This window comes from Psychrobacter cibarius, from assembly GCF_904845955.1.
GTDB lineage: Bacteria > Pseudomonadota > Gammaproteobacteria > Pseudomonadales > Moraxellaceae > Psychrobacter > Psychrobacter cibarius_B.
In genome coordinates, this window is record NZ_CAJGYX010000005.1 from 85,346 (window position 1) to 101,666 (window position 16,321).

14 protein-coding genes are annotated in these 16,321 nt (G+C 41.4%); 5 read left to right on the forward strand and 9 right to left on the reverse strand.

Annotation, left to right across the window (positions count from 1 at the left end):
• Positions 1-309: 309 nt before the first annotated feature.
• Entirely contained in the window at positions 310-786 is a 477-nt protein-coding gene (locus JMV76_RS10725; RefSeq protein ID WP_045453127.1) for a Dps family protein, read from the forward strand.
• Between the two features lie 95 nt (positions 787-881).
• On the opposite strand, the gene JMV76_RS10730 is transcribed toward JMV76_RS10725, so the two are convergent.
• The 3 genes from JMV76_RS10730 to JMV76_RS10740 all read right to left on the reverse strand — a co-directional run bounded on the left by JMV76_RS10730 (position 882) and on the right by JMV76_RS10740 (position 3,889).
• Positions 882-1,571 carry a DUF2057 family protein gene (locus JMV76_RS10730; RefSeq protein ID WP_201502674.1) on the reverse strand — a complete coding sequence of 230 codons (690 nt, stop codon included), beginning with the start codon at positions 1,569-1,571 and terminating at the stop codon, positions 882-884.
• A 75-nt stretch (positions 1,572-1,646) separates the two neighbouring features.
• The gene (gene hda, locus JMV76_RS10735) at positions 1,647-2,450 is read right to left on the reverse strand and encodes a DnaA regulatory inactivator Hda (RefSeq protein WP_060491634.1); all 804 of its coding nucleotides are present in this window, start codon (positions 2,448-2,450) and stop codon (positions 1,647-1,649) included.
• 332 nt (positions 2,451-2,782) lie between these two features.
• Positions 2,783-3,889: an AI-2E family transporter gene (locus JMV76_RS10740; RefSeq protein ID WP_060491635.1), complete on the reverse strand. Its 1,107-nt coding sequence runs from the start codon at positions 3,887-3,889 to the stop codon at positions 2,783-2,785.
• A 341-nt stretch (positions 3,890-4,230) separates the two neighbouring features.
• Between JMV76_RS10740 and purM the strand changes: the two genes are divergently transcribed.
• A complete protein-coding gene (gene purM, locus JMV76_RS10745) occupies positions 4,231-5,280 on the forward strand; it encodes a phosphoribosylformylglycinamidine cyclo-ligase (RefSeq protein ID WP_201502675.1) in 1,050 nt (349 codons plus the stop codon).
• A complete protein-coding gene (gene purN, locus JMV76_RS10750; protein ID WP_201502676.1) occupies positions 5,280-5,972 on the forward strand; it encodes a phosphoribosylglycinamide formyltransferase in 693 nt (230 codons plus the stop codon). The genes purM and purN overlap by 1 nt, the downstream gene beginning before the upstream one ends.
• 150 nt (positions 5,973-6,122) lie before the next feature.
• On the opposite strand, the gene JMV76_RS10755 is transcribed toward purN, so the two are convergent.
• Together JMV76_RS10755 and JMV76_RS10760 are read right to left on the reverse strand one after the other, a co-directional pair.
• Complete coding sequence (locus tag JMV76_RS10755; RefSeq protein WP_201502677.1) at positions 6,123-7,505, reverse strand: NAD-dependent succinate-semialdehyde dehydrogenase; 1,383 nt, start codon at positions 7,503-7,505, stop codon at positions 6,123-6,125.
• A 474-nt stretch (positions 7,506-7,979) separates the two neighbouring features.
• A complete protein-coding gene (locus JMV76_RS10760; protein ID WP_045444529.1) occupies positions 7,980-8,969 on the reverse strand; it encodes a LysR family transcriptional regulator in 990 nt (329 codons plus the stop codon).
• A 689-nt stretch (positions 8,970-9,658) separates the two neighbouring features.
• Between JMV76_RS10760 and JMV76_RS10765 the strand changes: the two genes are divergently transcribed.
• Positions 9,659-11,245, forward strand: a complete 1,587-nt coding sequence (locus JMV76_RS10765; protein WP_045444527.1) for an isocitrate lyase — start codon at positions 9,659-9,661, stop codon at positions 11,243-11,245.
• A gap of 138 nt (positions 11,246-11,383) precedes the next feature.
• Here the strand turns inward: JMV76_RS10765 and JMV76_RS10770 are convergent, their stop codons facing one another.
• A complete protein-coding gene (locus tag JMV76_RS10770) occupies positions 11,384-12,625 on the reverse strand; it encodes a DUF4349 domain-containing protein (protein WP_201502678.1) in 1,242 nt (413 codons plus the stop codon).
• Positions 12,626-12,876: 251 nt separating this feature from the next.
• On the opposite strand from JMV76_RS10770, the gene JMV76_RS10775 reads away from it, so the two are divergent.
• Positions 12,877-14,562, forward strand: a complete 1,686-nt coding sequence (locus JMV76_RS10775) for a CYTH and CHAD domain-containing protein (protein WP_201502679.1) — start codon at positions 12,877-12,879, stop codon at positions 14,560-14,562.
• 334 nt (positions 14,563-14,896) lie between these two features.
• Here the strand turns inward: JMV76_RS10775 and JMV76_RS15195 are convergent, their stop codons facing one another.
• From JMV76_RS15195 to JMV76_RS10785, 3 genes are all read right to left on the reverse strand, one after another.
• Complete coding sequence (locus tag JMV76_RS15195; RefSeq protein WP_307783667.1) at positions 14,897-15,115, reverse strand: hypothetical protein; 219 nt, start codon at positions 15,113-15,115, stop codon at positions 14,897-14,899.
• 42 nt (positions 15,116-15,157) lie between these two features.
• Positions 15,158-15,511, reverse strand: coding sequence for a nitroreductase family protein (locus JMV76_RS15200; RefSeq protein WP_307783668.1), 354 nt, complete (start codon positions 15,509-15,511; stop codon positions 15,158-15,160).
• Between the two features lie 214 nt (positions 15,512-15,725).
• Positions 15,726-16,265 (reverse strand): L,D-transpeptidase, encoded by a 540-nt coding sequence (locus tag JMV76_RS10785; RefSeq protein WP_201502680.1) that lies wholly within the window; start codon positions 16,263-16,265, stop codon positions 15,726-15,728.
• Positions 16,266-16,321 lie beyond the last annotated feature (56 nt).

Consider the following 16,321-nt stretch of genomic DNA (forward strand, 5'->3'; position numbering starts at 1 on the left):
TTTACAAAATCAATCATAATTATAAATTTATTGAAATTAACTTATCGATGGTGCTCTGCTATTATAATGGTTATCAGAAGAAAGGTGATAATTGCTCTAAACTATATGAATGTATAGTTATGATTTTAGCTTAAGCTGACTCCATTCTATATGGCAGTTTTATCATACTATTTTCTAAGATTGTTACTTTTTAAGGCTGAAAAGCGTTAATATATTAAAGAGCATAGTAATGCAGCACACGAGTTGCTACACTTCTCATCTTCTTCATTTAATGTTTTATATCAACACTCAAACTATAAGGATAATATTATGAGTAACGCTACTAATCAAATCGGTCTAGAAAAAGCTGACATGAGCGAAGTCATTGCACAACTAAACAATTTATTGTCAACTTATCACGTCTTTTATTTAAACGTCCGTGGCTATCACTGGAATGTAAAAGGTGAGCATTTTTTCACCTTGCATCCAAAATTTGAAGAACTGTATACCGCGTTACAATTACAAATTGATGAAATCGCTGAACGTATTTTAACTTTGGGCGGCACACCGCTGCACGCTTATAGCGATTTTACTCAGCATACTAGTATTCAAGAAGATAAAAACGTCAAAGATGGCAATGCTTGTGTGAAAGGTGTGGTAACGGGTTTACAAGCTTTAATTACAGAGCAGCGTAAAGTATCTGCTCTAGCAGCAGACAGCGAAGATCAAGGGACAGCTGACCTCGTAGATGCGTATGTACAAGAGCAAGAAAAGCTCATCTGGATGTATAATGCCTTTTTGGGTTAATCATTGCTAAAAAAACAGTACATCACTAAAATCTAGATCATAAAAAAGCACCTACTTTAGGTGCTTTTTTTGTGCTTGCTGTTGCTAATGAAACCTTATTTTTGCATCCATTGACGCATTTTTTCGCGCTCAGCAGGCGTGGCTTGTAACCAAATTTGCATAAATTGATCTAAGGTATTAGCAGATGAATTAACGCTAGTGGTTTGCTTAGTAGTCGCTACCGTACCCGTATTCACATTTGGTTGATCTAATGCGGCAATCGCACGCTGATTCTGTAGCTCTGCATCATCTGCTCCGCCAAACACACCACCGAACGCCTTGCCTAAACCTGACAACAATCCACCTTGATTACCAGCGATACCTTGCTGACTTGCAATCACAGTATTGTTTTTCTCTACTGCCAGTATTGGACGCTTGGCATATTCTTTAGCTGCTGCATACTCTTCTGGCTGATTCGGCATAGTCAGACGATAGGTTTGATTGTCCGCCAATTCTGCCGTCACGCTCACATTACCCGAACGTAAATAATCATGCTCATCACGGCGCAAGTCGTATAAGCGATCGTATTTTGCAGTAATCGCATGTTGACCCGGCTGAAGCGTGAACTTTTTAGTCAATGGTTGAAAAGCGCTCTGCTGCACTTCTTGCCCATTAATAGCCGTGACTTTGATATGGTCATCAACCAGTAGCGTTACTTCGGCATGCGACAGCATAGAGACAGAGCCTGCACCAATAAGCAACGTGCTGATGGTCAGTTTTTTTAGCAAAGAAGCATTGGATTTCATAAGTGATTCCATTAATAGTGAAAACGTTTTGGCAATAGTAAAAGCGCTTTGGATAAAAGACTTTAGTTGTTAATGCTAAAAATCAAGTGGCATCGTATGTTGATCTTGTTCCGCTGAATCGTTATCTACCTGTGTCTCTTGCGCAATATCTGCAAGCTCTGCTGCTAGTGTCTGCTCATCAATGGTACGCAATGCGTCAGTGATGACTGCTTTGGATATATTGCTACGCCCAAGGTTCGAAAACATCGGCTGAATATAATTGAGTACTTCCATCATCGCACCGATGCGATGCGGTCCTTCAGTAAGCAAATAATCAATAATTCGATCATCAAACTGCCAACCACGTCGACGTAAGATAGATTGTAATAACGCCTGACGGTCGGCTAAGTCATGACCATTGGGTACTTTAAACGTAGGTGCTTGTGCCAAACGAGTCAGCAAATCCCTCAATTGAAAGGGCAAATCACCAGCAGGCTTATTGGCTGCAAACAACAATTGACGCTGGCCTTCACGACTGCGATTAATCAAATGAAATAAGGCTTCTTGCCATTGACTGCTTTGCTCCAGCACCTCTAAATCATCGATCGCGATTAGATCGAAGTTTTCTAGAGAGGAGAGGACGTGCACATCGGTATGAATCAACTCATTGAGTGACAAACAAATCGCTGACTTGTCCATCTCAATAAATGACTCACAGATAGCAGATAATAAGTGCGACTTGCCCGTAGCAGGACTGCCAAATAGGTACAGTTGACCGATCAGGCCGACATGTAGTTGCCGCACTGCATCAATAATCGACATCCAACCAGGACCGGCGAAGTCACTTAGACTTGCATCATGCTTAATGTCCAGATTGAGACTTAGCTGTGCTTCTGCCATGAATCATCAACTCGTTTTGCGTAATGCAATAAATAAAAGGATAAATTATTAATAACTGTCTTTGAGATGCTCTTATACTACCTGATATAAACTTGCTGCGTTAGCATCTCGTTGTTTTAATCAGGAGTATATCTGAGAATCACCTAATCAAAAGTCATCTTGTTAACGACCAACTGGATAACGGCTGATACTGTCAATACTGCGCCTATATATAACATATTTGCAAAATGACTGACAAGTCTTTTACCTATTAAGCCTTATCCATCGCTGTTTATCCCTCACACCATTTACTATTAATTCCCCATGACTCTATCAATTTAACGATAAAATACTTACCTCTTCTCAAATAAAGCCAATTGCTTACGACCTTTATAAAAATCTGTCGAACGATAGTAGATGTATAAATGGCGAAACAGTACATTAAGCACGGCAGAGACAGGCAAAGCAATTAGCATACCAACGAAACCCAATAAGCTTGCGCCTGCCAATACGGCAAAAATCACCCAAAGCGGCGATAGACCTATCTTATCACCCAATAGTAACGGCTGTAGAATATAACCTTCGGCAGCTTGCCCAACTAAAAATGCTCCGACGATCAACGACAAATACGTCCAATTTAGCCCAAACTGGAACAGGCAGGCGATAATGGCAGCGATAAAACCAATGCCAAAACCCAAATAAGGAACAAAGCTAGCAATACCGGCAACCATACCAATAATAAGCCCAAGCTCAAGCCCAATAAGCTGTAATTGCACCGCATAAATAGCGCCCAATAAGACCATCACCAATAGCTGACCTTTGATAAATGCCATCAATGCAAGGTCACACTCTCGAGCAATTTGAATGACTTTTTCGCTATACGCAGCGGGAATTGCCAGCTTCCATGTCTGTAGACGCTGATCCCAATTGAACAAAAAATAAAAGGTTAAAATCGGTACTAGCACAATGAGTCCAGCATTATTGATGAAGTTCATGCTCGACACCAATATTTGGTTCATCATGGTACTGGCATCTTCAAACTTATAATTGGTCTGCATGTATTCAACCAATGTCTCAGAAAACCCCTTGGACTCCAACTCTGGCAGATTAATACGACTGTTGTTAACGAACCATTCACGTACGACTTCATTATACCAAGTTAAGACCTTAGGCAGGTACTCCCACGCCGCTTGCAACTGATGCCACAAGGTCGGTATCAACCACCAAAGCAGTAGCACCATTCCTAAAGTGATGGTGGAATAGACAATGATAATCGCCACCCAGCGTTTGATATACTTCGATAAGCGTTTGACCAACGGATTGAACAAGTAAGCCAGTACGAAAGCAAAGACAAACGGTATAATGACTGGCATCATCAAATACAGTAATAATATACCCACCACCATCGCAACGACAATAAATAAGCGCCGAAAAAAAGGATCTATTGGTTGGTTCATCATGACAAGGAATCCTATGATAGGCTGATTTAAGATGGGAGCATAATTGAAAGAAATGATACGTCTTATCGTACAACAACGGTGTAATAGCGAACTGTTATCGACAATAAATTTAGCGTTCTATTATCGCAGAGTACAGCAAAAAATCCGTCATTTTTTGTTTCTTAACTTTTTATTTACCACTTAAAGTCAGTCTTCGTGAAATATCCGCCAAATATCCGCAAGTTGCTTTGCGAGTAAGGGTCATTTTTGGGTATAATGTGCGCACTATATTCAGAATTAACACGACCAACTCGATTTTCTACTGACAGACCTTCATTCCCTATAAAATTTGTGAGATGACCATGAGTAACAAGCCTTCTTTAAGCTACAAAGATGCTGGTGTTGATATTGATGCTGGCGATGCGTTGGTACAACGTATTAAATCAGTGGCAAAAGCCACCTCTCGTCCTGAGGTTGTGGGCGGACTTGGCGGCTTTGGAGCGCTTTGTCGTATACCAACTGGTTACACCTCTCCTCTACTCGTGTCGGGCACTGACGGCGTCGGTACTAAGCTCAAGCTGGCATTACAACTGAATCGTCATGACACTATCGGCATTGATTTGGTCGCCATGTGCGTCAACGATTTATTGGTGTGCGGTGCAGAGCCATTATTTTTCTTAGATTACTATGCGACTGGCAAGCTTGATATTGATGTAGCAGCGACTGTAGTCACAGGTATTGGTGAAGGCTGTAAGTTATCAAACTGTGCGCTGATCGGCGGCGAAACGGCTGAGATGCCAGGCATGTATCAAGACGACGATTATGACTTGGCTGGATTTTGTGTCGGTGTGGTCGAAGAAGCGGAAGTCATCACTGGCGAAAACGTCGCAGAAGGCGATGTATTGATCGCTCTTGCTTCAAGTGGTGCACACTCAAACGGTTATTCATTGGTGCGTAAAGTCATCGAAGTCAGCGGCATTGATGTGACTACTAGCGATGAGCAATTAGATGGTCAGCCTATCCAAGACGCGTTAATGGCCCCTACTCGCATCTATGTTAAAGCGATTAAAGCGCTACAAGATACTCTTGGTAGCTCAGCGCTGCATGCAATGTCACATATCACTGGTGGCGGCTTAACCGATAATTTACCACGTGTATTACCAGAGAATTTAGCTGCTAGCATTGATACGACTAGCTGGCAGTTCTCAGAGCTATTCACTTGGTTACAAACCCAAGGAAATATTGAACAAAGCGAGATGTACCGCACCTTTAACTGCGGCGTTGGTTTTGTCATTGTCGTGCCTAAAGATAAAGCAGATGCGGCCATTAGCACTTTAAATGAGGCTGGTGAAAAAGCTTGGCAATTAGGCGAAATGGTGAAGCGTGAAGCGGACGCAGTGGTGTACCGTTAATGTTAGACAGTCAAAAAAAAATTGATAATAACCCTTTACGGATTGCTGTACTGGTCTCTGGTAGTGGTAGCAACTTGCAAGTACTGATAGATGCGATGCAAGCTGGCGCGCTGCCGGTTGAGATTGTTGGCGTCATTAGCAACCGCGAGGATGCTTATGCCGTCACCCGTGCAAAAGACGCTGACATTCCAGTGGCAGTATTGTCACATGTTGCTAGCGGCAAACGCATGGGAATCAAGACTTTTGAGACTCATGCCAGCAGCCAATTAGCATCATGGCAACCAGATCTCATTGTGTTAGCTGGTTTTATGCGTGTCTTGAGTGCAGATTTTATCGATAATGCACCAGCGCCGATGATTAATTTGCACCCCTCTTTATTACCTATCTATAAAGGCCTTGATACCCATCAGCGTGCGATACAAGCAGGTGAGCGACATCATGGCTGTAGTATTCATGTCGTCACCGCTGAGCTCGACGCGGGTACTGTTTTGACCCAAGCGCTGTTAGAGATACATCAAAAAGACACTGCCGATAGCTTGCAAGCACGCGTGCAAAAGCTTGAGCATCAATTGCTCCCTTGGACGATTTTATTATTGGCCAAAGGCGCACTCTCGCTAGACCATGCTCAAGCAGCCAATCAACAAAGTATGTCTTTACCAATGCTACCATTAAAACTATATTTGAACGACTGAGTAAATAGCGACAGTCACAAATTATCAGGCACTAACTGTCAAACTTAAACTCTTCGCATAAAAAAGCCCAGTCACTCAATGAATGACTGGGCTTTCTAATAGCTATCTTTAAAATCTTCTAAAGCATATTAATCCCGAAGACGTCAGCTATTATTGACTTTTATGAACATGTAACCCTTTAATATTTACAAATTCTTTGATACCAAAACCGCCATGCTCGCGACCATGACCTGAGTTCTTCACTCCACCAAATGGCAACGCTGGATTTGCAAGACCATAACCATTGATATAGACCATGCCAGTATCAAACTCTTCACGCGCTAGGCGAATGGCTTTGTCTTCGTCTTTAGAGAAGATAGCACCGCCCAAACCGTAGCGACTGTCATTGGCAATGCGTAATGCATCATCTTGGTCTTTGGCTCGTATTAATGAGGCGACAGGACCAAATAATTCGTCATCATAGGCAGGTTGACCTTTTTCGACATTCTCCAAGATAGTTGCTGGATAAAAACTGCCTTTTCCTTCTGGCAATTGACCACCAACAGCAATCGTTGCGCCTTTTGTAACACTGTCTTCTACTTGCTCATGCAATTTTTCTTGTAAATCTTTGCGGGCTAACGGACCAAGATCAGAGCCATCATCCATCGGATCGCCAGATTTAGCTTCTGCAAATTTTTTGACAATGCGTTCACGAAAATCATCGTATAGGCTATCAACGACGATAAAGCGCTTAGCAGCGACACAAGTTTCACCATTATTAATGAGACGCGCTTGGGTACAAGTTTCTACCGCTAACTCTACATCAGCATCTTCTAAGACAATAAAGGCATCGTTTGAGCCTAATTCTAGCACCACCTTTTTAATGGCTTTTGCTGCTTGCTGACCCACAATGCTACCAGCGCCGTCGCTACCTGTCAGTGTGACACCGCGCACTTTGTCATGACCGATTAATGCTTCTGATTGGTCGTGATCGATTAAAATCGTACGGAACAAATCGTTTGGTAACTCTGACTCATGGAAGATTTTTTCGATTAACAAGCCTGAACCAGTCACGTTTGACGCGTGCTTGAGTAAAATACTATTACCTGCCATAAGATTTGCGATGGTATAACGGAATACTTGGTAAGCAGGAAAGTTCCATGGCTGCATGCCATAAATGACACCGATAGGCTGATAGGTCACAATACCTTTCTTCAAGCCTTCAATATCACGTTCATCGTCAGCAAGTGCAGCCACCCCTTTTTCTGCGGTATAGTCGCAAATTGCCTTACACAAATCTATTTCTTGTAAACTCTGGCTATAGAGCTTACCACGCTCCTCCGTCATGAGCTTAGACAACTCTTCTTTGTACTTGAGCAATGTCTCACCGATAGAATTGATGACTTTTGCACGCGCTTCATGGCTGGTTTTACGCCACTCCAGAAATGCCTGGTGCGAGGATTCAACAATCTTGTTCACCTCATCATTACTCATGTAATCGTATTCTTTGATCGCTTCACCCGTTGCTGGGTTTATAGTAGTAATATCTGCCATGATTATTATCCTTATTTATTAAACTATTTTATTGGTTTAAAAATTTATCGCTTTATCATCTGAAATCTTAGAAACACATAAACCTTAGAAACACATAAACCAAGCATGGTCATTTTTATAAACGTATCTGGTTAGATTGGACAACTTCTTCAACGATTTTATGAAATCCGATACTGTTGTATAACTTAACAATAGGCTATGTATTTATCTTTTTTATTAAGTGGAATTTATCATAGCAAAATGTACAACGAGTAGTTTTACAAGTTATAAAGAAGTGTTCGTAAGATGTTAAGAATGTGACTGACAGATTTATTAGATCAAAATCTTGGACGAGATTTTTCAGCAAAATTACGACAATAAAAAACCAGCGCTTGGGCTGGTTTAATAAATAAGCAACTGATAACCAAAAATAAATGGCTTAAAACAAATGGCTTAAAACAAATGGCTTAAAACAAATGGCTTAAAACAAATGGCTTAAAACAAATGATTCATCACAGGAATTTCTTGTGGTGGATTCTCTTCTTCGTCAACAATTTGACGAGCCACATGCATGATAAGCTGACGCAACCAACGATGGGCGGGATGATGCTGCAACAAAGGCGACCACGCCATCGTTAGCTCAAATTCAGGGATAAAAAATGGTGGCTCGACCATCATGATACTGTCGTTATTAGCCTGCATTTTTGCCACACGCGTAGGCAAAGTTGCAACCAAATCTTTATTGGCTGCAAGCATGGCTGGCATTTGATAGTGGCGGGTAAAAACACTGATTTGACGTTTTTGACCTAAACGTTGCAGTGCTTGATCAATTGAACCTAGGCCACCAGATTTTTCTGGATTGACACCAAATCCCACACCCATACCAGTTTTAGAGACCCAAACGTGCTGCGCCTTAAGATAATTTTTTAGATTAAAGCGATGAGCATAGGGACTGTCAGAGGACAATAGGCAGCTAAAGGTATCACGCCAGACCAAAACTTGGTGGAAACTTTGCGGAATTTCATTAAAGCGGTTGATCGCCAAATCCACTCGCCCCTGCTCCATATCACGATATGAGACGTCCGATGGCGTTAAAAAATCTAAGATGACATTTGGTGCCTCTGAGCGCAATGCTTTGACCAATTTTGGTACCAATGTCGCTTCAGCATAGTCTGAGGTCATGATACGAAAAACGCGCGAGGTACTATAAGGACGAAATTCTGTGCGTGGCTCTAATACTTGTGTCAAATCCGCCAGTATCTCACGAATGCGTGGTTGCAGCTCAAGCGCACGCTCAGTCGGCGTCATCCCTTCTGATGAACGCACCAATAAAGGATCGTTAAATAACTTACGCAAACGGCGCAAAATATTACTCATGGCAGGTTGGGTAATGCCAAGCTGCTCAGCTGCACGAGTGACGTTTTTTTCTCGTAACAACACATCTAGATGTACCAATAAATTTAAATCTACCCGCTGCAAATTCATATATGTCTCTTTACCTTAAAATAAATACCACTACAAACGCGGCGTTTTTTGCCCTGTTATTTAGTATAAATCATCTATAACAGCATGAAATAAGGACAATTTTATATTAATTATTTTGATATACGCTTATTATAACTGAAATCATTCAACATAAGTCATTGTTTTATATATACTATCATAAAATTAAATACCCAAGATAATAATCATAAACTAGATAAATCAAGGCAACCTAGCTATAGTGGCTAGCAAGCGCTTAATCAGGCCTTATTTAATGTTAGGCAGTCGCCGTGCGTTTTGATGGATTGACTACCATAGGTATTTTATCGCATTTTCATACGGAAATACGGACATAACATTTATTACGCAAACTTAATTTTTTGCTCTCATTTGTTTTTAAGCTTGAATGAGTAGTTGGCACTTTTTAGGGCAATAAGCACTTTAACAGTCAAAAAAGGCTTATAAAAAGCGCATTTAACCTAAAACGAAAAACCCAATAATAAAAGCTGACCAATTCGACAGGTTTTATTTGCTTTTATCATAATTTTCTTATAGTTTAGTAGAGATTGCTAACGCATAAGGTTTATATTTTAGATTTTCACTTCTGCCAGCATCTTTCTACATATATCAAAATTACCTCAATACTTGTAATTTTCTAAGTTACTAATTTTCACCACCCCAAGGAGACATAGATGTCAACTGCATATAAATCAGCGATCGACTTAGTACGTGAATTAAAGCAAAAGCACGGTAATTGGCAGAATATCAGCGAAACCGATGCGGCACGTATGATGTCACAAAACCGTTTTAAAACGGGCTTAGATATCGCCAAATATACTGCAAAAATCATGCGTCAAGACATGGAAGACTATGACAATGATACGTCTCAGTACACGCAGTCTTTAGGTGCATGGCATGGTTTTGTTGCTCAACAAACCATGTACGCTAAGAAAAAATATTTTGGTACGACGTCTAAAACTTACATCTACCTATCAGGTTGGATGGTTGCAGCCCTTCGCTCTGAGTTTGGTCCTCTTCCTGACCAATCTATGCATGAAAAAACCTCTGTACCTAAGCTAATCGAAGAAATCTACACCTTCTTACGTCAAGCTGATGCTAAAGTATTGAACGACTACTTCCGTGAGCTAAATGCTGCAGAAGAAGCGGGTCAAGATACCTCAGCCATCCTAGAAAAAATCGAAAACTTTGATTCACATGTTGTGCCAATCATTGCTGACATCGATGCAGGTTTCGGTAACGAAGAAGCCACTTACTTGCTAACTAAGCAAATGATCGAAGCTGGTGCTTGTGCTATTCAGGTTGAAAACCAAGTATCTGACGCGAAGCAATGTGGTCACCAAGCGGGTAAAGTCACTGTACCGCATGAAGACTATATCGCAAAAATCAACGCTATTCGTTATGCATTCTTAGAGCTTGGTGTTGAAGACGGCGTTATCGTTGCTCGTACTGACTCTGAAGGCGCGTCACTCACGCAAAAAATCCCAGTATCAAATGAGCCAGGCGATCTTGCTTCTCAGTACATCGATTTTATCGAGATGGAAGAAGTCACGCTAGAAAACGCCAAAGAGAACGACAGCTTGCTTAAGCATAACGGCAAACTAGTACGTCCAGTTCGTCTTCAAAATGGTCTATATCAATTCCGTGAAGAAACGAACATCGACCGTGTCGTACTTGACTGTGTAACGGCTCTAGAAAATGGCGCGGATCTACTATGGATCGAAACACCGACTCCAGACGTCGCACACATCAAAATGATGGTTGATCGTATTAAAGAGCAACAGCCAAAAGCCAAGCTTGTATACAATAACAGCCCATCATTCAACTGGACACTGAACTTCCGTAAGCAAATCATCGCTCAGTGGGAAGAAGAAGGCAAAGACCTATCTGCCTACAATAAAGATGACTTGATGAGTGCTGATTACGATGGTACTGAACTTGATACCGCAGCTGACGAAGCGGCTAGAAACTTCCAACGTGATGCGTCACGTGAAGCAGGTGTATTCCATCACTTAATCACGCTACCTACTTACCACACCACTGCGCTTAGCGTGCATGAGCTTGCTAAAGGCTACTTCGGTGAAGATGGTATGCTTGCTTATGCTGCTGGCGTACAACGTAAAGAAATCCGTGAAGGCATCGCTTGTGTGAAGCATCAAGCAATGGCTGGCTCTGACCTTGGCGATGATCACAAAGAGATCTTCTCAGGTGAAAATGCCCTTAAAGCTGGCGGCGGCAAGAACACGATGAACCAGTTCTAATCACCGACCACTTATAAGTACATCTCGTAAGTACCAGTTATAGAGAAAGCCGTCCTACCTTGTAGGGCGGCTTTTTTTATGTCTGCTTATTTGCACTCTATTATTGTAATATTTTGAGCATTGTGAGCTTGTTAATTCTTAATTTGAGTGGTTATTATCCTTACTATCAGTCTCTTTCATATTGTTAATGTTATCCTCTACCTGACTACTCTGTATACCGACTGAATCGTGACTTTTTGGATTTTCACCCATTAGCTCACGCTTCATATTTTTTATACGGGGATCATGTTTAAAAAATCTACGATAGATTGCTTTTATCATTCTGTAAATTAGATAAAAGATACCGCCAAGTACAAGCAGCCACCACAGTTGTATCAATCCAAGCGCTACTGATCTAAGTATCTCCCAGCCATCTTTAAATGCTTGACCCACTTGACTACTAAAGCCTGGCTGCTCAGCATCTAATAGCACATCTAGATTTTGTGTGGTTTCTTTATAACTGATATCTGGCTGCATAAAGGTCAGGTTGATGGTGCTATATTGAACTTTATCAGCGATAGCCAGTTGCTCAAGCTTGGCAAGCTCTTGCTGACGACGTGCAGCATAAGTCGCGGTAATAGCATCAACATTGCTGCCTTGGTCTTTATCATTTTTACTACTCAGGCGTTCTTGGCTAAGCTCGCTTGCCATATCACTATTTAGCTGGCTCGCTAGCTGTTCACGATAAATATCTAATGTCACATCTTGAGCACTAAACTGCTGCCCATTTAAAAATGCGACTTGCTGTTGTAATTGCGCTAGGAGCTTACTGACATTGGCGCGAGGAATACGAACCGTCATGTCAGCTTGACGAGTGTAGGTTGTAATCGTGATATTTTTATTGCCTTTTACAAAGGTTCGACTATCACGTGGATGATTACTAATATTGCTAAGTGCCACATAACCAGCCTGTTGCCGTGTCAAACTCTCAATAGCATCACTAGTTTTGACGACATCTTCAACTTTAAAATCAGCACTGGCAGTTATTAATAGCGCTTTGCCCGCAATTTTAATGTCTGCTGCCTGACTACCAAGGGTCTGTTCACTAGTGCTCGATAGGTTTGCAACCTCTAAATCATCAGCGTTAGAGGCATTATCAGCTGCCACATCGGACATGATGCCAACCATCTCCCCTTCTGTAGCGTCTGCAACTTCTTCGGTTGCCACTGCTGTCAGATCTGCGCTGCTTTCTGCATATTCAGAAGAGCTATCGCAGCCGCCTATCAATAAAACAGACCCAAGCATTATTGGTAGACATAAAACTGATGGAAACAAGGCTTTAGGCAGTAATATTGAATGAGATTGATGCGTGTCATACTTCTTTTGATTGCATTGCGTCATTATTTTATAATCCGACATTTTATGAGATATGGTAAACATATTGGATAAAAATATTTCAGCTTTTATTATAAAGCCAACCACCTTTATCCTACTTTTGTTTAATAATTAACGTTAATTATAATGATTACTTACTAAAAGTATATCTCTAATATTAGCTCAGAGTATTTATAGAAAAAATTTTGCTTGTTATTCGCTGATAGCTTTCATACGATGGTAGTCATTCAAATTTATTAAAATAATCGGGAGCCATCATGCAAGAGATAGAGCTAAAGTTTTTGGTACCAGAGTCGCGACTGAAAGGTTTGATGCGCCAAGCACGAGTCAAGTCTTCTGAGGTGACGCAACTGGCTGCCCATTATTATGATACCCCAGACCAACAGCTTGCAGAGGCAGGCATTGGCTTGCGTATCCGTAAAGAAGGCGATGCTTGGGTACAGACCGTCAAAGCGGGCGGCGATGGCATTGCAGCACGCCTAGAGCATAATGCGGTACTGGATAATGAACAAGTACAAGCGATGCTCGATAATAATACGCTCATGCCTGATTTAACCATTTATAAAAACACTTCTGTCACCCCTGCTTTGGCTGAATTTAAGCTAAAAAAACTGGCTAAAAATCTCACACAGTTATATGTGACCGATGTAGAGCGCACTACACGATTGCTGGTGGATGAGGGTGACGATGAAGTGATTAACCATATCGAGATGGCGTACGATTATGGAGAAATTATTCACGGCAATGACGAAACTCAGCGCGCTGCTATTCAAGAGATTGAGTTTGAGCTGGTATCAGGAGATATCGACTTTTTATTTGCAACCGCCAAAACTTGGTGCAAGCGCTATAAGCTTTGTCTGTCTACGGTGACCAAGGCTGAGCGCGGTGGTTTACTCATTACTGGGCAACTTCATAGCCCCGCTGTCCGCGCTGACCTTAACCAGCTAAATATCGATAAGAAAATCAGCATGCCTGCCTTTGTGCGCGCAGCCGTGCATAACTGTCTGTTGCAAATACTACCCAATAGCAGTGCTATCGTCGCTGGTAGCGAAGAAGATGAGCATATATTACAACTGCACATCGGTATTACCCGCTTGCAAGCTGCTCTACAAACATTTGCCAGCTATTCTGATGAAATCAATCCAGACTGGCTGCCAATACTAAAACAAACAGCCACATTATTGGATGAATATCGAGAGCTTGCCCATCTTGCCTCACATATAGAGCCTAACTTACAGCAGCATGGTGCACCTACTGTCAATTGGGCAACAGATATGGATGCGCTGAAGATTACTCCGAAAGATGCCGTCAGTGCCAACGATTTTCAGCTGACCTTACTTGAGCTGATCGCCTTTACCATGAGCGACCCAAGCCTTGAACCGCAAGCTGATCAACTCGCCGTCGATAAACTGGCAAAAACCTTATCCAAACAGCAGGCAAAGCTTGGCAAGGCAGTACAAGAGCTACAGAGTAAAAAAGACGTTGGCTCAGATAACATTAATATAGAAAGCAATGATTTAAAAGATGATGATTTACAAAGTGTTGACTTAGACGATAGTGACTTAGAAAACGTAGATTCAAAAAGTGACGATATAGAAAATATTGATCTAGACGATAATAATGCAGAGCACGAGCTGCATGAGCAGTTAACCACCTTACTTTATATCAGTGAGTTTGCTACGCCATTATTAGATAAGAAAAAGTCAAAAAAGAAAAAAGCCAAGAAGGAAAGTAAACGCTGGCTAAAATACTTAGCAAAAGCGCAAAAGACTTTGAATAAATATCATAATCATAAAATGTACCAACAGCGCTATCAGTTGAAATCAGAGACAGATAGCAATGCCCTATATGGCGCTGGTTGGTTTGCCGCCATGCTAACAAGAGATCATAAGCGCACAGAAAAACGCTTGGCGAAAGTGACAGACAGCTCAGTATTTCAGTAAAAATGCTTTTATAGTCATTCGACTATAAAAGCATTACAGCGTTAGCCTCGCTTGAAGTATCACATATACATCTACGCTCGGTTGCCTTGTACTACTTTTAGATTGAATCGATTATAGCAGCATGAACCAAGCTTAAAATAAGCCAAGCTTGGAATAAAAAAGACAGCTCACTTTATATGGGCTGTCTTTTTTTAAGCGCTTGCTTTGAGGTGCTTTTTTTAATTGAATCCTTAAACTCAGCCATTTGGAAAACGTAATACTTCAACTGAGTTAAGCATATTTCAAAAATTACTATCCGCTTTCTACATCTAGCGTGTTTGTAAGCTTAAGTATTTTATAAACCTAAAACTTTCATACGCTCACTAACTGGCTGATACGTTTTCTCGCCAGCAGGCGCAACAATGTTGCCAAATGGCATTTGTGCCACCAATTCCCAACTATCTGGGATAGCATAAGCCTTAGCTGCGTCTTCATCCACAAGCGGATTGTAGTGCTGTAAGTTGGCACCAACATTTAAAGTACGTAACTCTGTCCACATCGCATACTGATGCATGGCTGAGGTTTGCTAAGCCCAAACTGGGAATCTATCTGCATATTACGCAAACTGCTCTTGCAATGACTCAGTCACGTTTTTATCTTCATAAAACAGTACCGTACCCGCTGCCGCACGGAAGCCATCTAGCTTTTGCTTAGTGCCAGAAAAGTCGCCATCGCCGACGGCTGCACGCAGTTTTTCTTCAGCGATATCCCACAATTTCTGGTGCTCGGCATCAAACAGTACGACCAAGCGCGAAGATTGTGAATTAAAAGCAGAAGGGGTATGCAATAAAACACGTTCTGCCATATTGACAATTGCTTGTGGCTCTACTGGCAGCTCATTACCCAATGCATATATTGAACGGCGCTCATCAAAAGCTTGTTGTAAAGTGACTAAACTTTCTTTAGACATCGATATTATCCTTATAATTATCATAAAATATAGGTCAAACGAGCCATGTTTAGCATGACAAGTCGATCATTCATAAGCAAGCTATTATATCAATATACTAAATAATATCTAGACTCTATAAAGTTTATTTTACTAATCACTCTATAACATTATTCTGTTTTACTTAGGGCGTATCCTGAGCCTGAACGAAAGTACCTAAATGGGCTAAGAATGGTTAATGAGCAACAATTGTCACCGATATGCCCTCTGCAATTTGGTCGAAGAATTCAATAATATCCTCATTACGCATACGTATACAGCCATGCGAGAGTGGCACACCCATCGGTTCATTGTCTGGCGTACCATGAATATAAATATAACGCTGATAAGTATCACAGCCACCTTGACTATTACTGCCTTTATTAAAGCCCTCTTCCACACCACTTAGCCAAAGAATACGGCTTAATATCCAATCGCGTTCAGGATGTCGCTCACCAAGCTCAGTACTATATCTCTCGCCCGTAGGGAGGCGTCCGATAAACACGGCATTCATGGGTTCATTTGCGCCAATCTTTTTAGCGATAAAGTGTTTGCCAAGAGGTGTGCAGCCGCTATCTTGCTGACTGCCAATGCCATTTTTAGCAGTAGACACCGTATATTGAGCCAATTCTCTATTATGCTGGTAGAGCGTTAATGTTTGCTTAGCAATATTAACTACCAACTGCACATCAGAACTTTCGTTATTTTTCTCGTTATAGCTTTCGTGATTTTTCATAGAATGTTTCCAACGGTCATTTACCCAATAGATATCATTATTGACCGCGTGATAAG